Here is a 15,243-nt window from a genome sequence, read left to right on the forward strand (position 1 = left end):
CGCCCGGAAACGGAGTGTTTCCCGCCCGGAACGGTTCAAAATCATTGAATTAAATGATTTTGCCAGCGCTTAGCGGCGGCTGTCATAAAACTGTTACCAAACCGTCACAAAAGCATTGCCGGTCGTCTTTAGCAACAGCGGCGAGATCGGCACGAGGTCGATCAGATTCGAAATTAGACAATGACAGGAGATTTCATGTCGTTCGTAAAGCTCTCCACCTCCGTATTGGCCGTCGCGGCCATGTCCGCAACGACTGCCGTTGCCCGCGATCAGGTTCAGGTCGCCGGGTCGTCGACCGTGCTGCCCTACGCGTCGATCGTGGCCGAAGCCTTTGGTGAAAACTTCGAGTTCCCGACACCGGTCGTGGAATCCGGCGGCTCCTCCGCGGGTCTCAAGCGGTTCTGCGAAGGCGTCGGTGAGAACACCGTCGATATCGCCAATGCCTCGCGCCAGATCCGTGACCGCGAAGTTGCCGCGTGCGCCGAGAATGGCGTCACCGACATTATCGAAGTCCGTATCGGCTATGACGGCATCGTCTTTGCCAGCCAGCAGGACGGTCCTGCCTTCAATGAATTCGAACCATCCGACTGGTACACCGCTCTGGCGGCTGAAATCCCGGTAGACGGTGCGATAGTGGCCAACCCCAACGCCACCTGGGCCGACGTGAACGCGGATCTGCCTGACGTCGACATCGCCGCCTTCATCCCCGGCACCAAGCACGGCACCCGCGAAGTCTTCGAAGAGAAGGTCCTGCTGCAGGGCTGCGAGGACACTGGCGCGATGCAGGCCATGATGGACATGGGGCTCGATGAGGACGCCGCGGAAAGCGCCTGCATGGCGGTGCGCACAGACGGCAAATCCGTGGACATCGACGGCGACTACACCGAGACGCTGGCGCGCATCGACAGCAACACCAATGGTATCGGCGTCTTTGGTCTGGCGTTCTACGAGAACAACACCGACAAGCTGAAAGTGGCGACAATGGGCGGCGTCGAGCCATCGACTGAGACCATTTCCACCGGTGAATACCCCGTGTCGCGTCCGCTCTTCTTCTACGTCAAGAAAGCGCACATCGGCGTGATCCCCGGCCTGAAGGAGTTCGCCGAATTCTTCGTGGCGGATGAGATCGCTGGCCCCGATGGTCCGCTGGCCGAATACGGTCTGGTGGCCGACCCTAAGCTGGAAGAGACCCAAACGGCTGTCTCCGACGAGACCGTACTGGGCGGCAATTCCTGAACCCTCAGGGGTTAACGCAACCGGAGGCGGTCCGTCCGCCTCCGGCTTCTTTTGAACAGGCTGACACGACAGCGGACGTCGTGACGCAAGGATGACGCAGATGGCGCTTGGACTGACCGGATATGTGATTGTTGCGGTGCTGCTTTTGACAGTGACCGCGTTTTTCATGGCCCGTGGCCGAGCGAATGTCTCCGCTGGTGGCGACATCCGGCTGCTGCATTCCTTGCCGAATTACTACGGCTACAATGCCGCCATGTTTACGGCGGTGCCCGCGCTCGGCGTGTTCGCGATCTGGATGCTGGCGCAACCGCTGATGATCGAAAACAGCGTTTTCAAGCTGATCCCGGAACAGATGGTGAGCGAAGGCTCTTCCCGCGGGCTGGTGATGAGCGATGTGCGCCGCGTCGCCGAAGGGCTGGACATCGCGGTAGAACGCGGTGCCCTGACGGCGGAGGAGGCAAACAGCATTCGGACGGAATTCCGCGATGTGCGCGAGATCCTCGGCGATGTGGGGGTTGCGCTCGGATCCAACGTGGAAGCCGAAGTGCTCTACGCTGCGCAGGAGTATCGCAGCCGGTCCGCAAGCGGCACCTTTGGCATGACCATCGTCGTGCTGGGGCTGGCGCTGATCGGCGCGGCGGCGTCGCTGTTTGTGACAAATGCTGATTTCCGCGCCCGCAACACCGTGGAGCGGGGCGCCTTGGTGCTGCTGATCCTGGCGGCGTCACTGGCCATCCTGACAACGGTGGGCATCGTGCTGTCGATGCTGTTTGAGACCTTCAACTTCTTCCGCATGCACCCCTGGACGGATTTCTTTTTCGGCGGCAGCTGGGCGCCGAATTTCCGCGGCAACAGCGATCTGTCGATCCTGCCACTGCTCTGGGGCACGCTCTACATCTCGATCATCGCGCTGCTGGTGGCTGTGCCCATCGGGCTTTTCGCCGCGATCTACCTCAGCGAATACGCCGGGCCCAAGGTCCGCTCCGCCGCCAAACCGCTGCTGGAGATCCTCGCGGGCATCCCCACCATCGTCTACGGGCTTTTCGCCTTGCTGACGGTTGGCCCGGCCTTGGTGAGCGTCTTCGGGCGCGGCGAGGAAGGTCTGCTGGGCGTCGAGTGGATGAGTGGTGCCACAGCGGTGCTGACCGCTGGGCTGGTGATGGGCATCATGCTCATTCCCTTCGTCTCGTCGCTGAGCGACGACATTATCAATGCGGTACCGCAGGCGATGCGCGACGGCTCCTTTGGCCTTGGTGCCACCCACTCTGAGACGATCCGCCAGGTGGTGCTGCCCGCGGCCCTGCCGGGGATCGTGGGCGCGGTACTACTCGCTGCCTCCCGCGCCATCGGAGAGACCATGATCGTGGTTCTGGGGGCAGGGGCCATCGCCAAGTTCTCGCTCAACCCGCTGGAAGCGATGACGACCATCACCACCCGCATCGTCAGTCAGCTCACGGGTGATACCGATTTCGCCAGTCCCGAGACGCTGGTGGCCTTCGCGCTCGGGCTGACACTCTTTGTCCTGACGCTCGGGCTGAATGTGCTGGCGCTCTACATCGTGCGCAAATACCGGGAGCAATACGAATGACCGACGCCACTTCCTCCCCCATGCCCGCCATCACGCCGGTGTCTGGCAAAGGCTCGCTGATGGCGCAGGACGCGCGCACCCGCAAGCGCAACGCGGCGGAGGCACGCTTCAAGGCCTACGGGATGATCGCCATCGGCATCGGTATGCTGATGCTGCTCATTCTGGTGTTCAACATCATAACCCGCGGGGTGGGTGCTTTTCAGCAGACATTCGTGACGCTGGAGGTCGAGCTGCTGGAGGAGAAACTGGACAAGAACGGCAACCGCGATCCTGCCGATCTGGCCAAGGTCTCCACCTTTGGCTACGCGCCGCTGTTGCGGGACGCGTTCGAGGCGAAGGTTGCGGAGCTTGGGGTCGAGACCGACCTTGATGGCAAGGACATGGCCGATATCCTGTCGGCCGGTGCCCGTGCCCAGATGCGTGACTTCGTGCTCGCCAATCCTGATCAGATCGGCAACACGGTCAGTTTTGAGTTCCTCGCCTCGGGCCGCGTGGATGGCTATCTCAAGGACCGGGTCAGCCGGGACAGCATCGCCAACGACAAGAACATCAGCGTCGAACAGCTTGATCTGGTGGACCAGCTGATCGACGGCGGCACGGTTGAAAAGCGCTTTAATCTGGCCTTTATCACGGGTGCTGACAGCTCGGACGCGCGGCCCGAATCCGCCGGGATGGGCGTGTCGATGCTGGGCTCGCTCTTCATGATGCTGGTGGTGCTCGTGTTGTCGCTGCCCATCGGGGTGGCAGCCTCGATCTATCTGGAGGAATTCGCGCCCAAGAACTGGATCACTGACATCATCGAGGTGAATATCTCCAACCTCGCTGCCGTGCCTTCCATCGTTTTCGGGATCCTCGGGCTGGCGGTCTTTATCAACTACATGCACCTGCCGACCTCCGCGCCGCTGGTGGGCGGGCTGGTGCTGACGTTGATGACGCTGCCGACGATCATCATCTCCACCCGCGCCTCGCTCAAGGCGGTGCCACCCTCGATCCGCGATGCCGCCCTTGGGGTTGGTGCCTCCAAGATGCAGTCGGTCTTTCACCACGTGCTGCCGCTGGCCGCGCCGGGCATCCTGACCGGCACCATCATCGGTCTCGCGCAGGCGCTTGGTGAAACCGCACCCCTCCTGCTCATCGGTATGGTCGGCTTCATCGCCTCCAACGCGCCTGACAGCATTGCCAGCGGCCTGCTTGATCCCAACTCTGCCATGCCCGCGCAGATCTACGAATGGGCCCGCCGGTCAGACCCGGCATTCTACGAACGCGCCTGGGGTGGTATCATCATCCTTTTGATGTTTCTGATCACGATGAACACCATCGCCGTGATCCTGCGCCGCCGCTTTGAGCGCCGCTGGTAAGGGAGAGACGCCATGAACGACATGAGAGTACTGGAGAGAGACGTGGACACCGACGCTATCAAGATCGCCGCGCGTGGCGTCCAGGTTTTCTACGGGGACAACCACGCCATCAAGGATGTGGATGTAGACATTCAGGACAAGACCGTGACCGCCTTTATCGGCCCGTCGGGATGCGGTAAATCCACTTTCCTGCGCTGTCTCAACCGGATGAACGACACCATCGACATCTGCCGCGTCGAGGGAAACATCCATATCGACGGCGAGGACATCTATGATCGCCGCGTCGATCCGGTGCAGCTGCGCGCCAAGGTAGGCATGGTGTTTCAGAAACCCAATCCCTTCCCCAAGTCGATCTATGACAACGTGGCCTACGGGCCGCGCATCCACGGGCTGGCCAAGAACAAGGCAGCCTTGGATGACATCGTGGAAAGCGCGCTGCGTCGCGCGGCGATCTGGGACGAGGTCAAGGACCGGCTGAGCGCGCCGGGCACGGGGCTCTCTGGCGGGCAACAGCAGCGCCTGTGCATCGCACGGGCGGTCGCCACGGAGCCAGAAGTATTGTTGATGGACGAGCCCTGTTCGGCGCTCGACCCCATCGCGACGGCGCAGGTCGAAGAGCTGATCGACGAGCTGCGGCAGAATTATTCGGTGGTGATCGTCACCCACTCCATGCAGCAGGCCGCGCGGGTCAGTCAAAAGACCGCGTTCTTCCACCTCGGCAACCTCGTGGAATACGGCGAGACCGGCACGATTTTCACCAACCCCGAAGACAGCCGCACCGAAAGCTACATTACAGGTCGGATTGGATAAGCAGATGCAGGACCAACACATCGCCTCGGCCTTCGACCGCGATCTCGAAGCGATTCAGGCGCAAATCATGAAGATGGGCGGGCTGGTCGAGGCGGCGATCCGTGACAGTGCGCGATCGCTCGACACCCGGGACGAGGAGCTGGCAGAGGCGGTGCGCCGCGCCGACCGCACCATCGACGGGCTCGAAGAGATGATCAACGAGGAGGCTGCCCGCGTCATCGCTCTGCGTGCGCCCACCGCGCGGGATCTGCGGCTCATTCTCAGCGTGATCAAGATCAGCGCCAACCTCGAACGGATCGGTGATTACGCCAAGAACATGGCCAAGCGCACCGGCGTGCTGTCTCAGATGGCCCCCGTCGATGACAGCACCGGTGCCCTGCGCCGCATGGCGATCGAGGTGGAGCGGATGCTGAAAGACGCGCTCGATGCCTATATCCAGCGCGACGCGGAATGGGCGCTGGAGGTGATCAACCGCGACCGTGAGGTCGATCAGATGTACAACGCGCTTTTCCGGGAGTTCCTGACCTTCATGATGGAAGATCCACGGAACATCACCGCCTGCATGCATCTGCACTTCATCGCCAAGAATGTGGAGCGGATGGGCGATCATGTGACCTCCATCGCTGAACAGGTCGTCTATCTCGTCACCGGCGAGCACCCCGAAGACGCGCGGCCCAAGGCGGACCGCACATCGTTGGTTGCAGAAGGATCAAAGTGATGTCAGCCGATCAACCCCGCGTTCTGGTGGTCGAGGATGAGCCCGCACAGCGCGAGGTTCTGGCCTACAATCTGGAGGCCGAAGGCTTTGCCGTCAGCCGCGCCGAGAACGGTGAAGAGGCGCTGATGCTGGTGGATGAGACGGCACCGGACGTGATCGTGCTGGACTGGATGATGCCAAACCTGTCGGGCATCGAGGTCTGCCGTCGTCTCAAGATCAAGACCGAGACGCGCGCGATCCCGATCATCATGCTCTCTGCGCGGTCCGAGGAGGTCGACCGCGTGCGCGGGCTCGAGACAGGCGCCGATGACTACGTGATCAAGCCCTATTCGGTGATCGAACTGATGGCGCGGGTGCGCAGCCAGTTGCGCCGGGTGCGCCCTGCCGCCTCGGGCGAGCGGCTGGAGTATGAGGATATCGTGCTGGATGCCACCAGCCACCGGGTCAACCGCGGCGAGAGTGAGCTCAAGCTTGGCCCGACCGAGTTTCGCCTGCTCTCCACTTTCATGGAAAAACCGGGTCGTGTGTTCTCACGCGAGCAATTGCTCGACCGGGTCTGGGGGCGCGACATCTACGTCGATACCCGAACGGTGGACGTGCATATCGGACGGCTGCGCAAGGCGCTCACGCAGCACGGTGGCTCTGACCCGCTGCGCACGGTGCGCGGCGCGGGCTACGCGCTCGGGTAGACGCCAAATCAAGTTTGGCGTGCCAAGCGCCGCTCGGGAACCTGCGGCGAAGACTGACCTGCCGGAGCCGCGGTGCGCCAGACAAAGCATCATGTCGCGGGCAGCGCGCTGCCCGCGTCCGCCGGATCACGGTGCGACAGGGCGCAGTCCGAGGATTTTGCGCGCCTGCGCAGTCGTCGCCACGGGGCGATCGTATTTTGCGCATAGATCCACCGCCCGCTTGATCAGCGCCGCGTTGGAGGGCGCCAGTGTCTGGCGGTCCAGCCGCACGTTGTCCTCCAGCCCCGCGCGCGTGTGGCCACCGGCGGCAATGGCCCATTCGTTGACCTTCACCTGCGCCGCCCCGATGCCCGCCGCACACCACTGCGCCCTGGGCGCCCGGGTCCGCATCGTCTCCACGTAGAAATCAAAGACACGCCTGTCGGCGGGCATGGCGTTTTTCACGCCCATCACGAACTGCACGTATAGCCTGCCGGGGATCATGCCGGTCTCCTGCAACCGGATCGCCTGCAGGATATGTGACAGATCAAACGCCTCGACTTCCGGCGTGATCTCGTAGCGCCGCATCTCGCCCGCCAGCCACTCGACAAGGTCAGGCGGGTTTTCGTAGACCCGCGTGGGAAAGTTGTTCGAGCCTACGGACAGTGACGCCATATCGGGCCGCAAGGACAGCATTCCCCCACGCGCCCGGCCAGCCCCCGACCGTCCGCCAGTGGAGACCTGAAAGATCATCCCGGGGCAGTGTTTCCCCACCCCCTCTTTCAACGCGGCAAAGCGCTCGGGGTCCGAGGAGGGGGTCTGGTCGTCGTTGCGCACATGGGCGTGGCAGATGGCAGCCCCGGCCTCAAAGGCTTCCTGGGTGCTTTCGATCTGCTCGCTCACCGTGATGGGGACTGCGAGGTTGTCTGCCTTTGTGGGCACACTGCCGGTGATGGCAACGCAGAGGATGCAGGGCTCAGACATCGAAGAAAACCGTCTCATCGGGTCCTTGCAAGTGAATATCGAAATGATAGCTGCCCAGTCCGTCAGCCCATGCGATCAGCGTGCGGACCCGATCTGCCGGGCTGACCTGCGCCAGTGCGGGATCGGACGTGTGCACCCGCGCGTCCTCCGGAAAATACATGCGCGTATGGAGGCCGGTGTTGATGCCGCGTGCCACAATCCAGAGCGTGATATGGGGCGCCATCACCGTATCCTGGCCGATCCGCACCGTACCCGGGCGAATGGTTTTGAGCCGCCAGATGCCGGTTTCCACATCCGTGGCCTTTCGTGCCCACCCGGTGAACCCGGGCGATCCGTAGCGGCCCGACGCATCCGCCTGCCACAGCTCGATCATCGCGTCGCGCAGGGGTGCGCCCGCGCCGTCGAAGATCTTGCCGCTGATCTCAATCCGTGGGCCGGGTATGGCGTCGGTCAGCATCTGCGCGCCGAGGTCTTGCGGGAATACGCCAGCGATCCCGGCAGCATTCGGCATGCAGCCGATATGCAGGTAGGGTCCTGCGGTCTGGGATGCGGTCTCGGGTAACGGTTTGCTCACATCCCCTCCGGCCGGTTCTCGAAATAGCTGGCCCGCCGTCCCCGCAGCACGATGTCAAAGCGGTAGGCGAGCGCGTCCCCGGGCAAGCTCGCCTCCATGTCGAGCGGGGCGATCAGACCCGCGATCGCCGTTGGATCGGGGATCGCCGCCACGATGGGGCAGCGCTGGATGAGCGGATCGCCTTCGAAATACATCTGAGTGATCAGCCGTTGCGCAAAGCTCGTTCCGAAGACGGAAAAGTGGATATGCGCGGGTCTCCAGGCGTTCTCATCGTTGGGCCAGGGGTAGGGTGCCGGCTGGACCGTGCGCAGGCGGTAGCGGCCGTGTGCGTCGGTGATGACCCGTCCGCAGCCGCCGAAGTTCGGATCAAGCGGGGCAAGGTAGCCTTCGGCGCGGTGACGGTAGCGGCCGCCTGCATTGGCTTGCCATACCTCGATGAGCGCGCCTGGCAATCCGCGACCGTTCTGATCCCTCAACTGACCGTGCACGATGATCTGCGGGCCGACAGCACGTTGTCCCGCGGCGGCGAAGTTTCGGGTCAGATCGCTGTCGAGCGGACCAAGCAGGTCGTGACCAAAGACCGGTCCGCTCTCTTCGCTTGGCGTGGATGGCAGGGTGATACGGGCGTGCTGCGGCGCCCGCAGACGGGTGCTGCGGTAGTCGGGCGTCAGCGCGGGCGGCTGGCGTGTCCAGTCGCGCGGCAGCAGGGGCCCGGGCGATCCGGTCACGGGTCGCGGTCCATCTCGGCAAAGGTTTCCTTGGCCAGCCTCAGCGCGGTGTTGGCGCGCGGCACACCGGCATAAATGGCCACATGTTGAAAGGTTTCGATCACATCGCGCTGGCTCGCCCCGGTGTTGAGCGTGGCGCGGATGTGCATGGGAATTTCGTCGAAGTTGCCCAAGGCAGCCAGCAGTGCCAGCGTCAGCATGGAGCGCTCGCGCAGGCTGATGGCATCCGAGGACCAGACCGTGCCCCAGGCCGCTTCGGTGATCAGCTGTTGAAAATCGGCATCAAGTTCGGTTTGCGCCGCTGCCGCCCGGTTCACATGCGCATCGCCCAGAACTTCTCTGCGCCGCCTGGTTCCCGCGGTGTAGCGATCCGTCATGATGTGCCCTCCCTGCCGCAGCATCACCATAGGTCACGGAAAGGGCGCGCGAAAGTCGTTGGTGCGCGCAAGGCGGAGCTATTCCGCTGCACTCAGGTGCTGGCCACGACCCGACAGATGCGCCCAGAGCCGGTCCCGGTCCACCGGTTTGGAGATGAGCGGGATGCCAAGATCCTTGCAGCGCTGACGCAGCTCGCGGGTCCGGTCCGCCGAGAGGATCGCGGCGGGCACCTGACCGTAGATCTCTGTCAACCGATGATAAAGGTCGATCCCGGTCCAGTCGCCGCCCAGTTGGTAGTCGATCAGGAAGGCATCGGGCATCAACTGGATCTCGTGCATCAACTCCAGCGCTTCCTCCGCCGATTGCGCGAGGATCACGTCACCGCCCATGTCCTCCACCACAAGGCTGAGGGCGGCGGCAAAGGCCGGATCGTTCTCCACCAGCATCACCAGAAGGCCGCTCAGGTCGTGCTGCGCCGGGCGGGCCGGGGCGGATTGATTGATATCACGGGGCAGGGCGGCGGCGTCGATGGGCACCGCAAGGGTAAAGCAGCTGCCTTTGCCCGGTTCGGACCACAGGCCAAGGTCGTGGCCCAGCCCTTTGCAGGCCCGCTCGACGATTGCGAGACCAAGCCCAAGGCCACCGTCCGATGCTTGCGGCGCGAGGCGGCTGAACTCCTGAAAAATCTGCTTTTGATCCTGTTGTGCGATGCCGCAGCCCGTATCCCACACCTCGATACGTGCGGTCCCGCCGCTGCGCCGCACTCCCAGCAGCACGCGCCCGGCATCGGTATAGCGCAGCGCGTTTGACAGCAGGTTCTGCAGAATGCGCCGCAGATAGGCCGGGTCACTGCGCACGCTGAGGGTGCTGTCGAGGATGTGCAGCTCAACGCCTTTTGCCGCGGCACTCGCCGCCAACTCATCGCGCAAGGGGGCGACGATGTCCGACAGACGCACTGCCTGAACGTTGAAGATCGCCTTGCCCGCATCAAGGCGCGAGATGTCCAGCAGCGCTTCGATGATCTGCTGCGCGCCCATCAGCGCCTTTTCGGTCTTGCCGATGACCGCCTGTGCTTCGCCGGGTATCACCTTGTCGCTGAGCGAGGAGACAAAGAGCTTTGCCGCCGACAGCGGTTGCAGCAGATCGTGGCTGGCGGCCGCAACGAACCGGGATTTGGACGCATTGGCCCGCTCCGCTTCGGCAAGCGCGAGGCCCAGCTCATGGGTGCGATCGCGCACGCGGCGTTCGAGCTTTTCGTTCATTTCAAAGAGCGCGCGGGCGGCTTCACGCTCGGCGGTCACATCGGTAAAGCTGATGACGAACCCATGATCCGGCATCTCCTGCGCAAAGACGCTGTAGGTGCGGCCATCCTCGCGGCAGATCTCAAAGGCGATGGGGGAGCGGCCGGAGCTGCGGTTGGCCCAGTTGCGCAGGCTTTCTGCATCGTAGCCGTCATTGAAGACCAGCTGGTCGCGCAGCCGGTCGATCAGATCGGCAAAGCGGATGCCCAGCGTCACGCGCGGTTTGGGTAGCGCCAGCAGACCGTCCATCTTGCTGTTCCAGCCCACCAGCGTGCGGTCGCTGTCAAAGATGCACACCCCCTGATTGAGGTGATCCAGCGTCGCCTGCAGCATCCGCGCCTGTTCGTCGCGCAGCCGCGCGCGTTCCTGTCGTTCCAGCTGGATAATGTCCGAAATGTCGGTCTGCAGAATGACCGTACCGCCGCCGGAGGTGCGGTGCTCGCTGACCTGAAGCCAGCGATCCTCGGCCAGGCTGACGTTAAAGACCACATGCCGATCAAGGTGCCGCGCCATGCGCCGCCTGGCCCAGTCGGCGGGCGTCTGATCCTTGGGCAGGGACAGCGTGTCACTTTGCGAGATCAGCGTGACGTAGCGGTCAAATGTCAGCCCCGATGCGAGCTGCGGCATCACATCCGGCAGGTCTTTGCAAAACCGGCTGTTAAAGAGCACCAGCGTGTCGTTGGTGTCAAACAGGGCGAACCCTTCCTCGATGGTCTCAATCGCCTCTGCCAGATCGGAACGCGCGGTCTCCGTCTCCGCCCGCGCCACTTCGAGCCGTGCGTTGGAATCCTGCAACAGATCCAGCGTGCGCTCCAGATCGCGGGTACGTTCGCGCACCTGGTTCTCCAGCAGGGCGGCGCGTTCGAACTGACGGTAGGCCAGCCCCGCCTGCGCATTCTTCTGCTCCACCCGGCGCATGAGCGATTGCGTGATCACCAGCAGCTTTTCGTTCTGCCGTTCCAGGCTGTCGTTGGGGTTGATCAGCGACATCCACCGTCCCCCTCCGGATCCGGTGGATAAAAGGCCACACCGCTCATGGTATGATTGACGTGCAGGGGGCCGTTCTGTTCGCCATAGGTCGAAAAGCCCACGACCCTGTGCTGCGCCAGCACGTCCGAAATCGCGCGGGACTGCTGGGTCTGTTCGGCCTCGATCCGCCGCAGGATGCAATCACAGCCGATGATGTCGCTGGGTTTGCCGTCCTGTCCGAGCGCGTCCAACTCGTCGCTCAGGTGGGTCACCATGTTCTGCGGTCTGGCAACCGTCAGCACCATGCCCTCGTCGATGGCGGAGAAAAAGACCAGATCGCCCGCCGCGTTGACCTGCTGGATCGCGCGCACGTGGTGGCTGTCCCCGATGCGTACCACGACCGGGTGCGCGGCAAATGTGAACTGGTCCAGCTGATCGGGATCCTTGCCGACGATCCGGGCATACTCGCGCGCAGCGGGTTCAGCGTTGATGGCCTTGACGATGCGCTTGGCGGGATCCGCTTCGGTGACGACCATCTGGTTGGCCGTGGGTACCAGATGATCGAGGCTGAAGACATGCGTGCGCAGTTTCGTGCGCACCAGTGTCAGCACCGCTGCGTTTTCGGCGACCTGTCCATCCAGTGAGACAAATGTCCGGCGAAAGGCCGTGCCATCGCCTGCCGAGCCGCCGAAAACCGGCATATCGCCGAGGGCCGGGGCAATCGTGGCGGTGAGCGTATCTTCACTGAGCGACAGGCCGTCGACCACGAGGAACCCGAACCCGCCGGTCATTTTCGGCGTGCGCTGTTGCAACCCCATCCTTGCCAGGGTGATGCGATCTACGACTGTTTGGGTGTCCATCCGGTCGATGGTGTCGATCATCAGGGAAGAGGTGGTAAAGGTATCCTCAGGAAAGCCGATGGCGACGATCGTTCCGTCAGCGTAGCCCGTGCTGGTAATCTCGCCCGCCGTGGTGCAGCCCACCACATCCGTGCCGGGAAAGCGGCGTGCGGCATCGGCCATGACGGACGCGAAATCTGCGCGGGGCGTGACAAGCAGACTGACAAGGCTGAACGGACCCGGCCCCAGCTGACTGCACAGCACATCGAGAGGCGCGGGATCGGACCCGCACACCTGCGCTGTACGCAAAACACTAGATGCATCTGAGCTGTCCGGACTGGCGAGGTCCCGGAACCCAGTATTGGCGTTCATTTCGAATTTTCTCCCTGACAGGGAGCATAAAATGGCTAGGATGAGCTTGGCAAGACATTTGAAAACTTGGCGTCCTGCGCCACCAGCACCGCCTGGGTGCGGCTTTGCACGCCGAGTTTGCGCATGATCGCTGTCACATGCGCCTTGACGGTCGTCTCCGCAATGGAAAGATCAAAGGCGATCTGCTTGTTCAGCTTGCCCTCGCAGATCAGCTCCAGGATGCGCGCCTGCTGGTTGGTGAGCGAGGACAGCCGTGACAGTGTCTTGGCGCCCCTCTCCTGTCCGCTGCCTTCGACAAAGCCCGCGGGTGTGAAGGTTCCGCCCGCTGCAATATGGTCCAAAGCCTCCCGAAAGACCGAGCGGTGGCTGTGTTTGGGCACAAAGCCCGAGGCACCCGCCTCGATGGCGCCGCCGATGATGGCGTTGTCGGTCATGGAGGAAACGACGATCACGGACGCACTGCTTGCCGCCCGTTTCAGCCGGATCAGCCCATCGAGCCCGCTGACATCCGGCAGGTTGAGATCGAGCAGGATGAGGTCGGGCGGGGTCGCCCCTTCGATCCTTTCCAGCGCCTGTGCCATGCAATCGGCGGTATGGACGTGCGAAAATGCCGCAACCGATCTGAGGGTCAGTTCCAGCGCATCGCAAAATAGCGGGTGATCATCCACCACGAGCGCCCAGCCTGCGTGGGGTGTCTTGTGGTCGTTCGAGGCGATTTCTTGCGTCATCATGGCGTCATCCTAACGTCGCAAAGCGGTCAAATCCATGCAGCAAAGAGTCTTATAGTGAAGGACGCACCCCATTTGCAGGGTGCGCCCGGTGTTACAGGGCCTCTCGGCCCGGCGCCTTACTTGCTGGCGTACTGCCGCGGCAGGCGGAAGGTCCAGAGCATGCCGCCCTGATTGAGGTAGCTGACCTTCTTGGCCACTTCACCCCCCCACAGCGGGACAGCACCGCCCCAGCCGGAGATCACCGTGACGTATTGCTCGCCGTCCTGCTCCCATGTGATGGGCTGACCGACGATGCCGGAGCCTGTCTGGAAAGACCACAACTTGTCCCCTGTCTCATCATCAAAGGCGATGAACTCGCCCGATGGCGTGCCGGTGAACACCAGACCGCCCGCGGTGGCCATGACACCACCCCAGAGCGGCGCCTCGTCCTTGTACTCCCATTTCACCTCACCGGTGTCGGGGTCGATGGCCTTCAGGCTGCCGATATGGTCTTCGTAGTTGGGCTTGATGGTAAAGCCCGAGCCGAGGTAGGCCGCACCCTTCTTGTAGGTGATGGGCTCGTTCCAGATATCCATGCCCCATTCGTTGGAGGGCACATAGAAATTGCCGGTATTGGCGGAGAACGCCATCGGCATCCAGTTCTTGCCACCCAGGAACCCGGGGGAAGAAAAGACCACATCGCCCTTCTTGCCATCGGCAGAACTGGCCGGATCACCGGGGCGGTTCTCCTCGATGAAGATCGGACGCCCGTTCTCGTCGATGCCGCTCGCCCAGGAGATGTCCTTGACGAAGGGCACGGCAGAGACGAATTTGCCGTCTTCGCGGTTCAACACGTAGAAGAACCCGTTCCTGTCCGCCGTGGCAAAGCGGTCGTTGCCGTCACGGTCGGTATAGGCCACCACCTCGTTGACGCCGTCATAGTCCCAGCCTTCGCGGGGTGTGGTCTGATAGTGCCATTTGATCTCACCGTTGGACGGATCGATGCCCAGACGCGAGGCGGCGTAAAGATTGTCGCCCGAATTGCCGTCCGTGGGGGTACCAGCATTGCGCAGGTGGCTGTTCCAGGGCGCGGGGTTGCCCGTCCCGAAGACCAGCGTGTCGGTGTCCGCGTCATAGGAACCGCCGAGCCAGGTCGCCCCGCCGCCGGTCTTCCACATATCGCCCGGCCACGTGGCGTTGAGCGTGCCTGTCATGGTGCTTTCTTCGCCGTTGAGCGTGCCCATGTGGCCTTCGATCACGGGGCGGGTCCAGACCAGATCGCCGGACTCCGCATCCCGCGCCTGTATCTCGCCGACGATCCCGAATTCACCGCCTGAATTGCCGGTGATCACCAGCCCTTTGACGATCAGGGGTGCTGCCGTGTAGCTATAGCCCGCCTTGTAGTCAGCGATCTTCTTGTTCCAGACCACATCGCCGGTGTCTTTGTTCAATGCGACGATCCGCGCATCGAGCGTGCCGAAATAGACATTGTCGCCGTAGATCGCCGCACCGCGGTTGACCACGTCACAGCAGGGCAGAATCCCCTCGGGCAAACGCGCGTCGTACTGCCAGATCTCTTTGCCGGTCTTGATGTCGATGGCGTACATGCGGCTGTAGGAGCCGGTGATATACATCACACCATCGTGCACGATCGGCTGCGTTTCCTGACCGCGCTGCTTTTCACCACCCAGCGAGAACGCCCAGGCGGGCACGAGGTTTTCCACGTTTTCCTTGTTCAGGGTGTCCAGCGGGGAGTAGCGCTGCAGGTGCCGCCCCATGCCATTTGTCAGAACATCCTGCGTGGATGCGGCGTCATTGAGCAGCATCTCTTCGGTCACCTCGGCGTGCAGCGCCGTGGTGCTCAGAAGTGCCGCTGTGACAGCGATTGCGAACCTTTTCATTGGGCTCCTCCCTATGGATTTACGACAACAGATCCGAACGGCCGGGCCGCGGGATCGGTCAATGGGGAGTATTCCGCCGATGCGCTGCTGGGGCTATTGGCCAATGGTC

At 62.8% G+C, this 15,243-nt stretch carries 14 protein-coding genes; 6 read left to right on the forward strand and 8 right to left on the reverse strand.

Annotated features, from left to right (window positions below; all coding sequences use genetic code 11):
• The first annotated feature begins 195 nt into the window (after positions 1-195).
• The 6 genes from Q1A53_RS10310 to phoB all read left to right on the forward strand — a co-directional run bounded on the left by Q1A53_RS10310 (position 196) and on the right by phoB (position 6,399).
• Complete coding sequence (locus Q1A53_RS10310) at positions 196-1,236, forward strand: substrate-binding domain-containing protein (protein WP_299965953.1); 1,041 nt, start codon at positions 196-198, stop codon at positions 1,234-1,236.
• A 100-nt stretch (positions 1,237-1,336) separates the two neighbouring features.
• Positions 1,337-2,824, forward strand: coding sequence for a phosphate ABC transporter permease subunit PstC (pstC, locus tag Q1A53_RS10315; RefSeq protein WP_299965955.1), 1,488 nt, complete (start codon positions 1,337-1,339; stop codon positions 2,822-2,824).
• Entirely contained in the window at positions 2,821-4,182 is a 1,362-nt protein-coding gene (pstA, locus tag Q1A53_RS10320) for a phosphate ABC transporter permease PstA (RefSeq protein ID WP_299965958.1), read from the forward strand. Before pstC ends, pstA begins: the two co-directional genes overlap by 4 nt.
• 12 nt (positions 4,183-4,194) lie before the next feature.
• Positions 4,195-4,992, forward strand: coding sequence for a phosphate ABC transporter ATP-binding protein PstB (gene pstB, locus Q1A53_RS10325; protein WP_299965962.1), 798 nt, complete (start codon positions 4,195-4,197; stop codon positions 4,990-4,992).
• A gap of 4 nt (positions 4,993-4,996) precedes the next feature.
• Positions 4,997-5,710, forward strand: coding sequence for a phosphate signaling complex protein PhoU (phoU, locus tag Q1A53_RS10330; protein ID WP_299965964.1), 714 nt, complete (start codon positions 4,997-4,999; stop codon positions 5,708-5,710).
• Positions 5,710-6,399, forward strand: coding sequence for a phosphate regulon transcriptional regulator PhoB (gene phoB / locus Q1A53_RS10335; RefSeq protein WP_299965966.1), 690 nt, complete (start codon positions 5,710-5,712; stop codon positions 6,397-6,399). The genes phoU and phoB overlap by 1 nt, the downstream gene beginning before the upstream one ends.
• A gap of 126 nt (positions 6,400-6,525) precedes the next feature.
• Here phoB and Q1A53_RS10340 read toward each other — a convergent pair whose 3' ends face one another.
• The 8 genes from Q1A53_RS10340 to Q1A53_RS10375 form a co-directional block, all read right to left on the reverse strand.
• Positions 6,526-7,362 (reverse strand): 3-keto-5-aminohexanoate cleavage protein, encoded by an 837-nt coding sequence (locus Q1A53_RS10340; RefSeq protein ID WP_299965969.1) that lies wholly within the window; start codon positions 7,360-7,362, stop codon positions 6,526-6,528.
• Entirely contained in the window at positions 7,355-7,936 is a 582-nt protein-coding gene (gene pcaG / locus Q1A53_RS10345) for a protocatechuate 3,4-dioxygenase subunit alpha (RefSeq protein ID WP_299965972.1), read from the reverse strand. Before pcaG ends, Q1A53_RS10340 begins: the two co-directional genes overlap by 8 nt.
• The gene (gene pcaH, locus Q1A53_RS10350; RefSeq protein WP_299965974.1) at positions 7,933-8,664 is read right to left on the reverse strand and encodes a protocatechuate 3,4-dioxygenase subunit beta; all 732 of its coding nucleotides are present in this window, start codon (positions 8,662-8,664) and stop codon (positions 7,933-7,935) included. The genes pcaG and pcaH overlap by 4 nt, the downstream gene beginning before the upstream one ends.
• Positions 8,661-9,041 (reverse strand): 4-carboxymuconolactone decarboxylase, encoded by a 381-nt coding sequence (gene pcaC, locus Q1A53_RS10355; RefSeq protein ID WP_299965976.1) that lies wholly within the window; start codon positions 9,039-9,041, stop codon positions 8,661-8,663. Before pcaC ends, pcaH begins: the two co-directional genes overlap by 4 nt.
• Positions 9,042-9,119: 78 nt before the next feature.
• Positions 9,120-11,333, reverse strand: a complete 2,214-nt coding sequence (locus tag Q1A53_RS10360; protein ID WP_299965979.1) for a PAS-domain containing protein — start codon at positions 11,331-11,333, stop codon at positions 9,120-9,122.
• Positions 11,324-12,523 (reverse strand): FIST N-terminal domain-containing protein, encoded by a 1,200-nt coding sequence (locus Q1A53_RS10365; RefSeq protein WP_299965982.1) that lies wholly within the window; start codon positions 12,521-12,523, stop codon positions 11,324-11,326. The genes Q1A53_RS10360 and Q1A53_RS10365 overlap by 10 nt, the downstream gene beginning before the upstream one ends.
• A gap of 35 nt (positions 12,524-12,558) precedes the next feature.
• Complete coding sequence (locus tag Q1A53_RS10370) at positions 12,559-13,254, reverse strand: response regulator transcription factor (RefSeq protein ID WP_299965985.1); 696 nt, start codon at positions 13,252-13,254, stop codon at positions 12,559-12,561.
• Positions 13,255-13,370: 116 nt separating this feature from the next.
• Positions 13,371-15,134, reverse strand: a complete 1,764-nt coding sequence (locus Q1A53_RS10375) for a PQQ-dependent methanol/ethanol family dehydrogenase (RefSeq protein WP_299965988.1) — start codon at positions 15,132-15,134, stop codon at positions 13,371-13,373.
• Positions 15,135-15,243 lie beyond the last annotated feature (109 nt).

The organism is uncultured Roseobacter sp., from assembly GCF_947496515.1.
Taxonomy (GTDB): Bacteria; Pseudomonadota; Alphaproteobacteria; order Rhodobacterales; family Rhodobacteraceae; genus Roseobacter.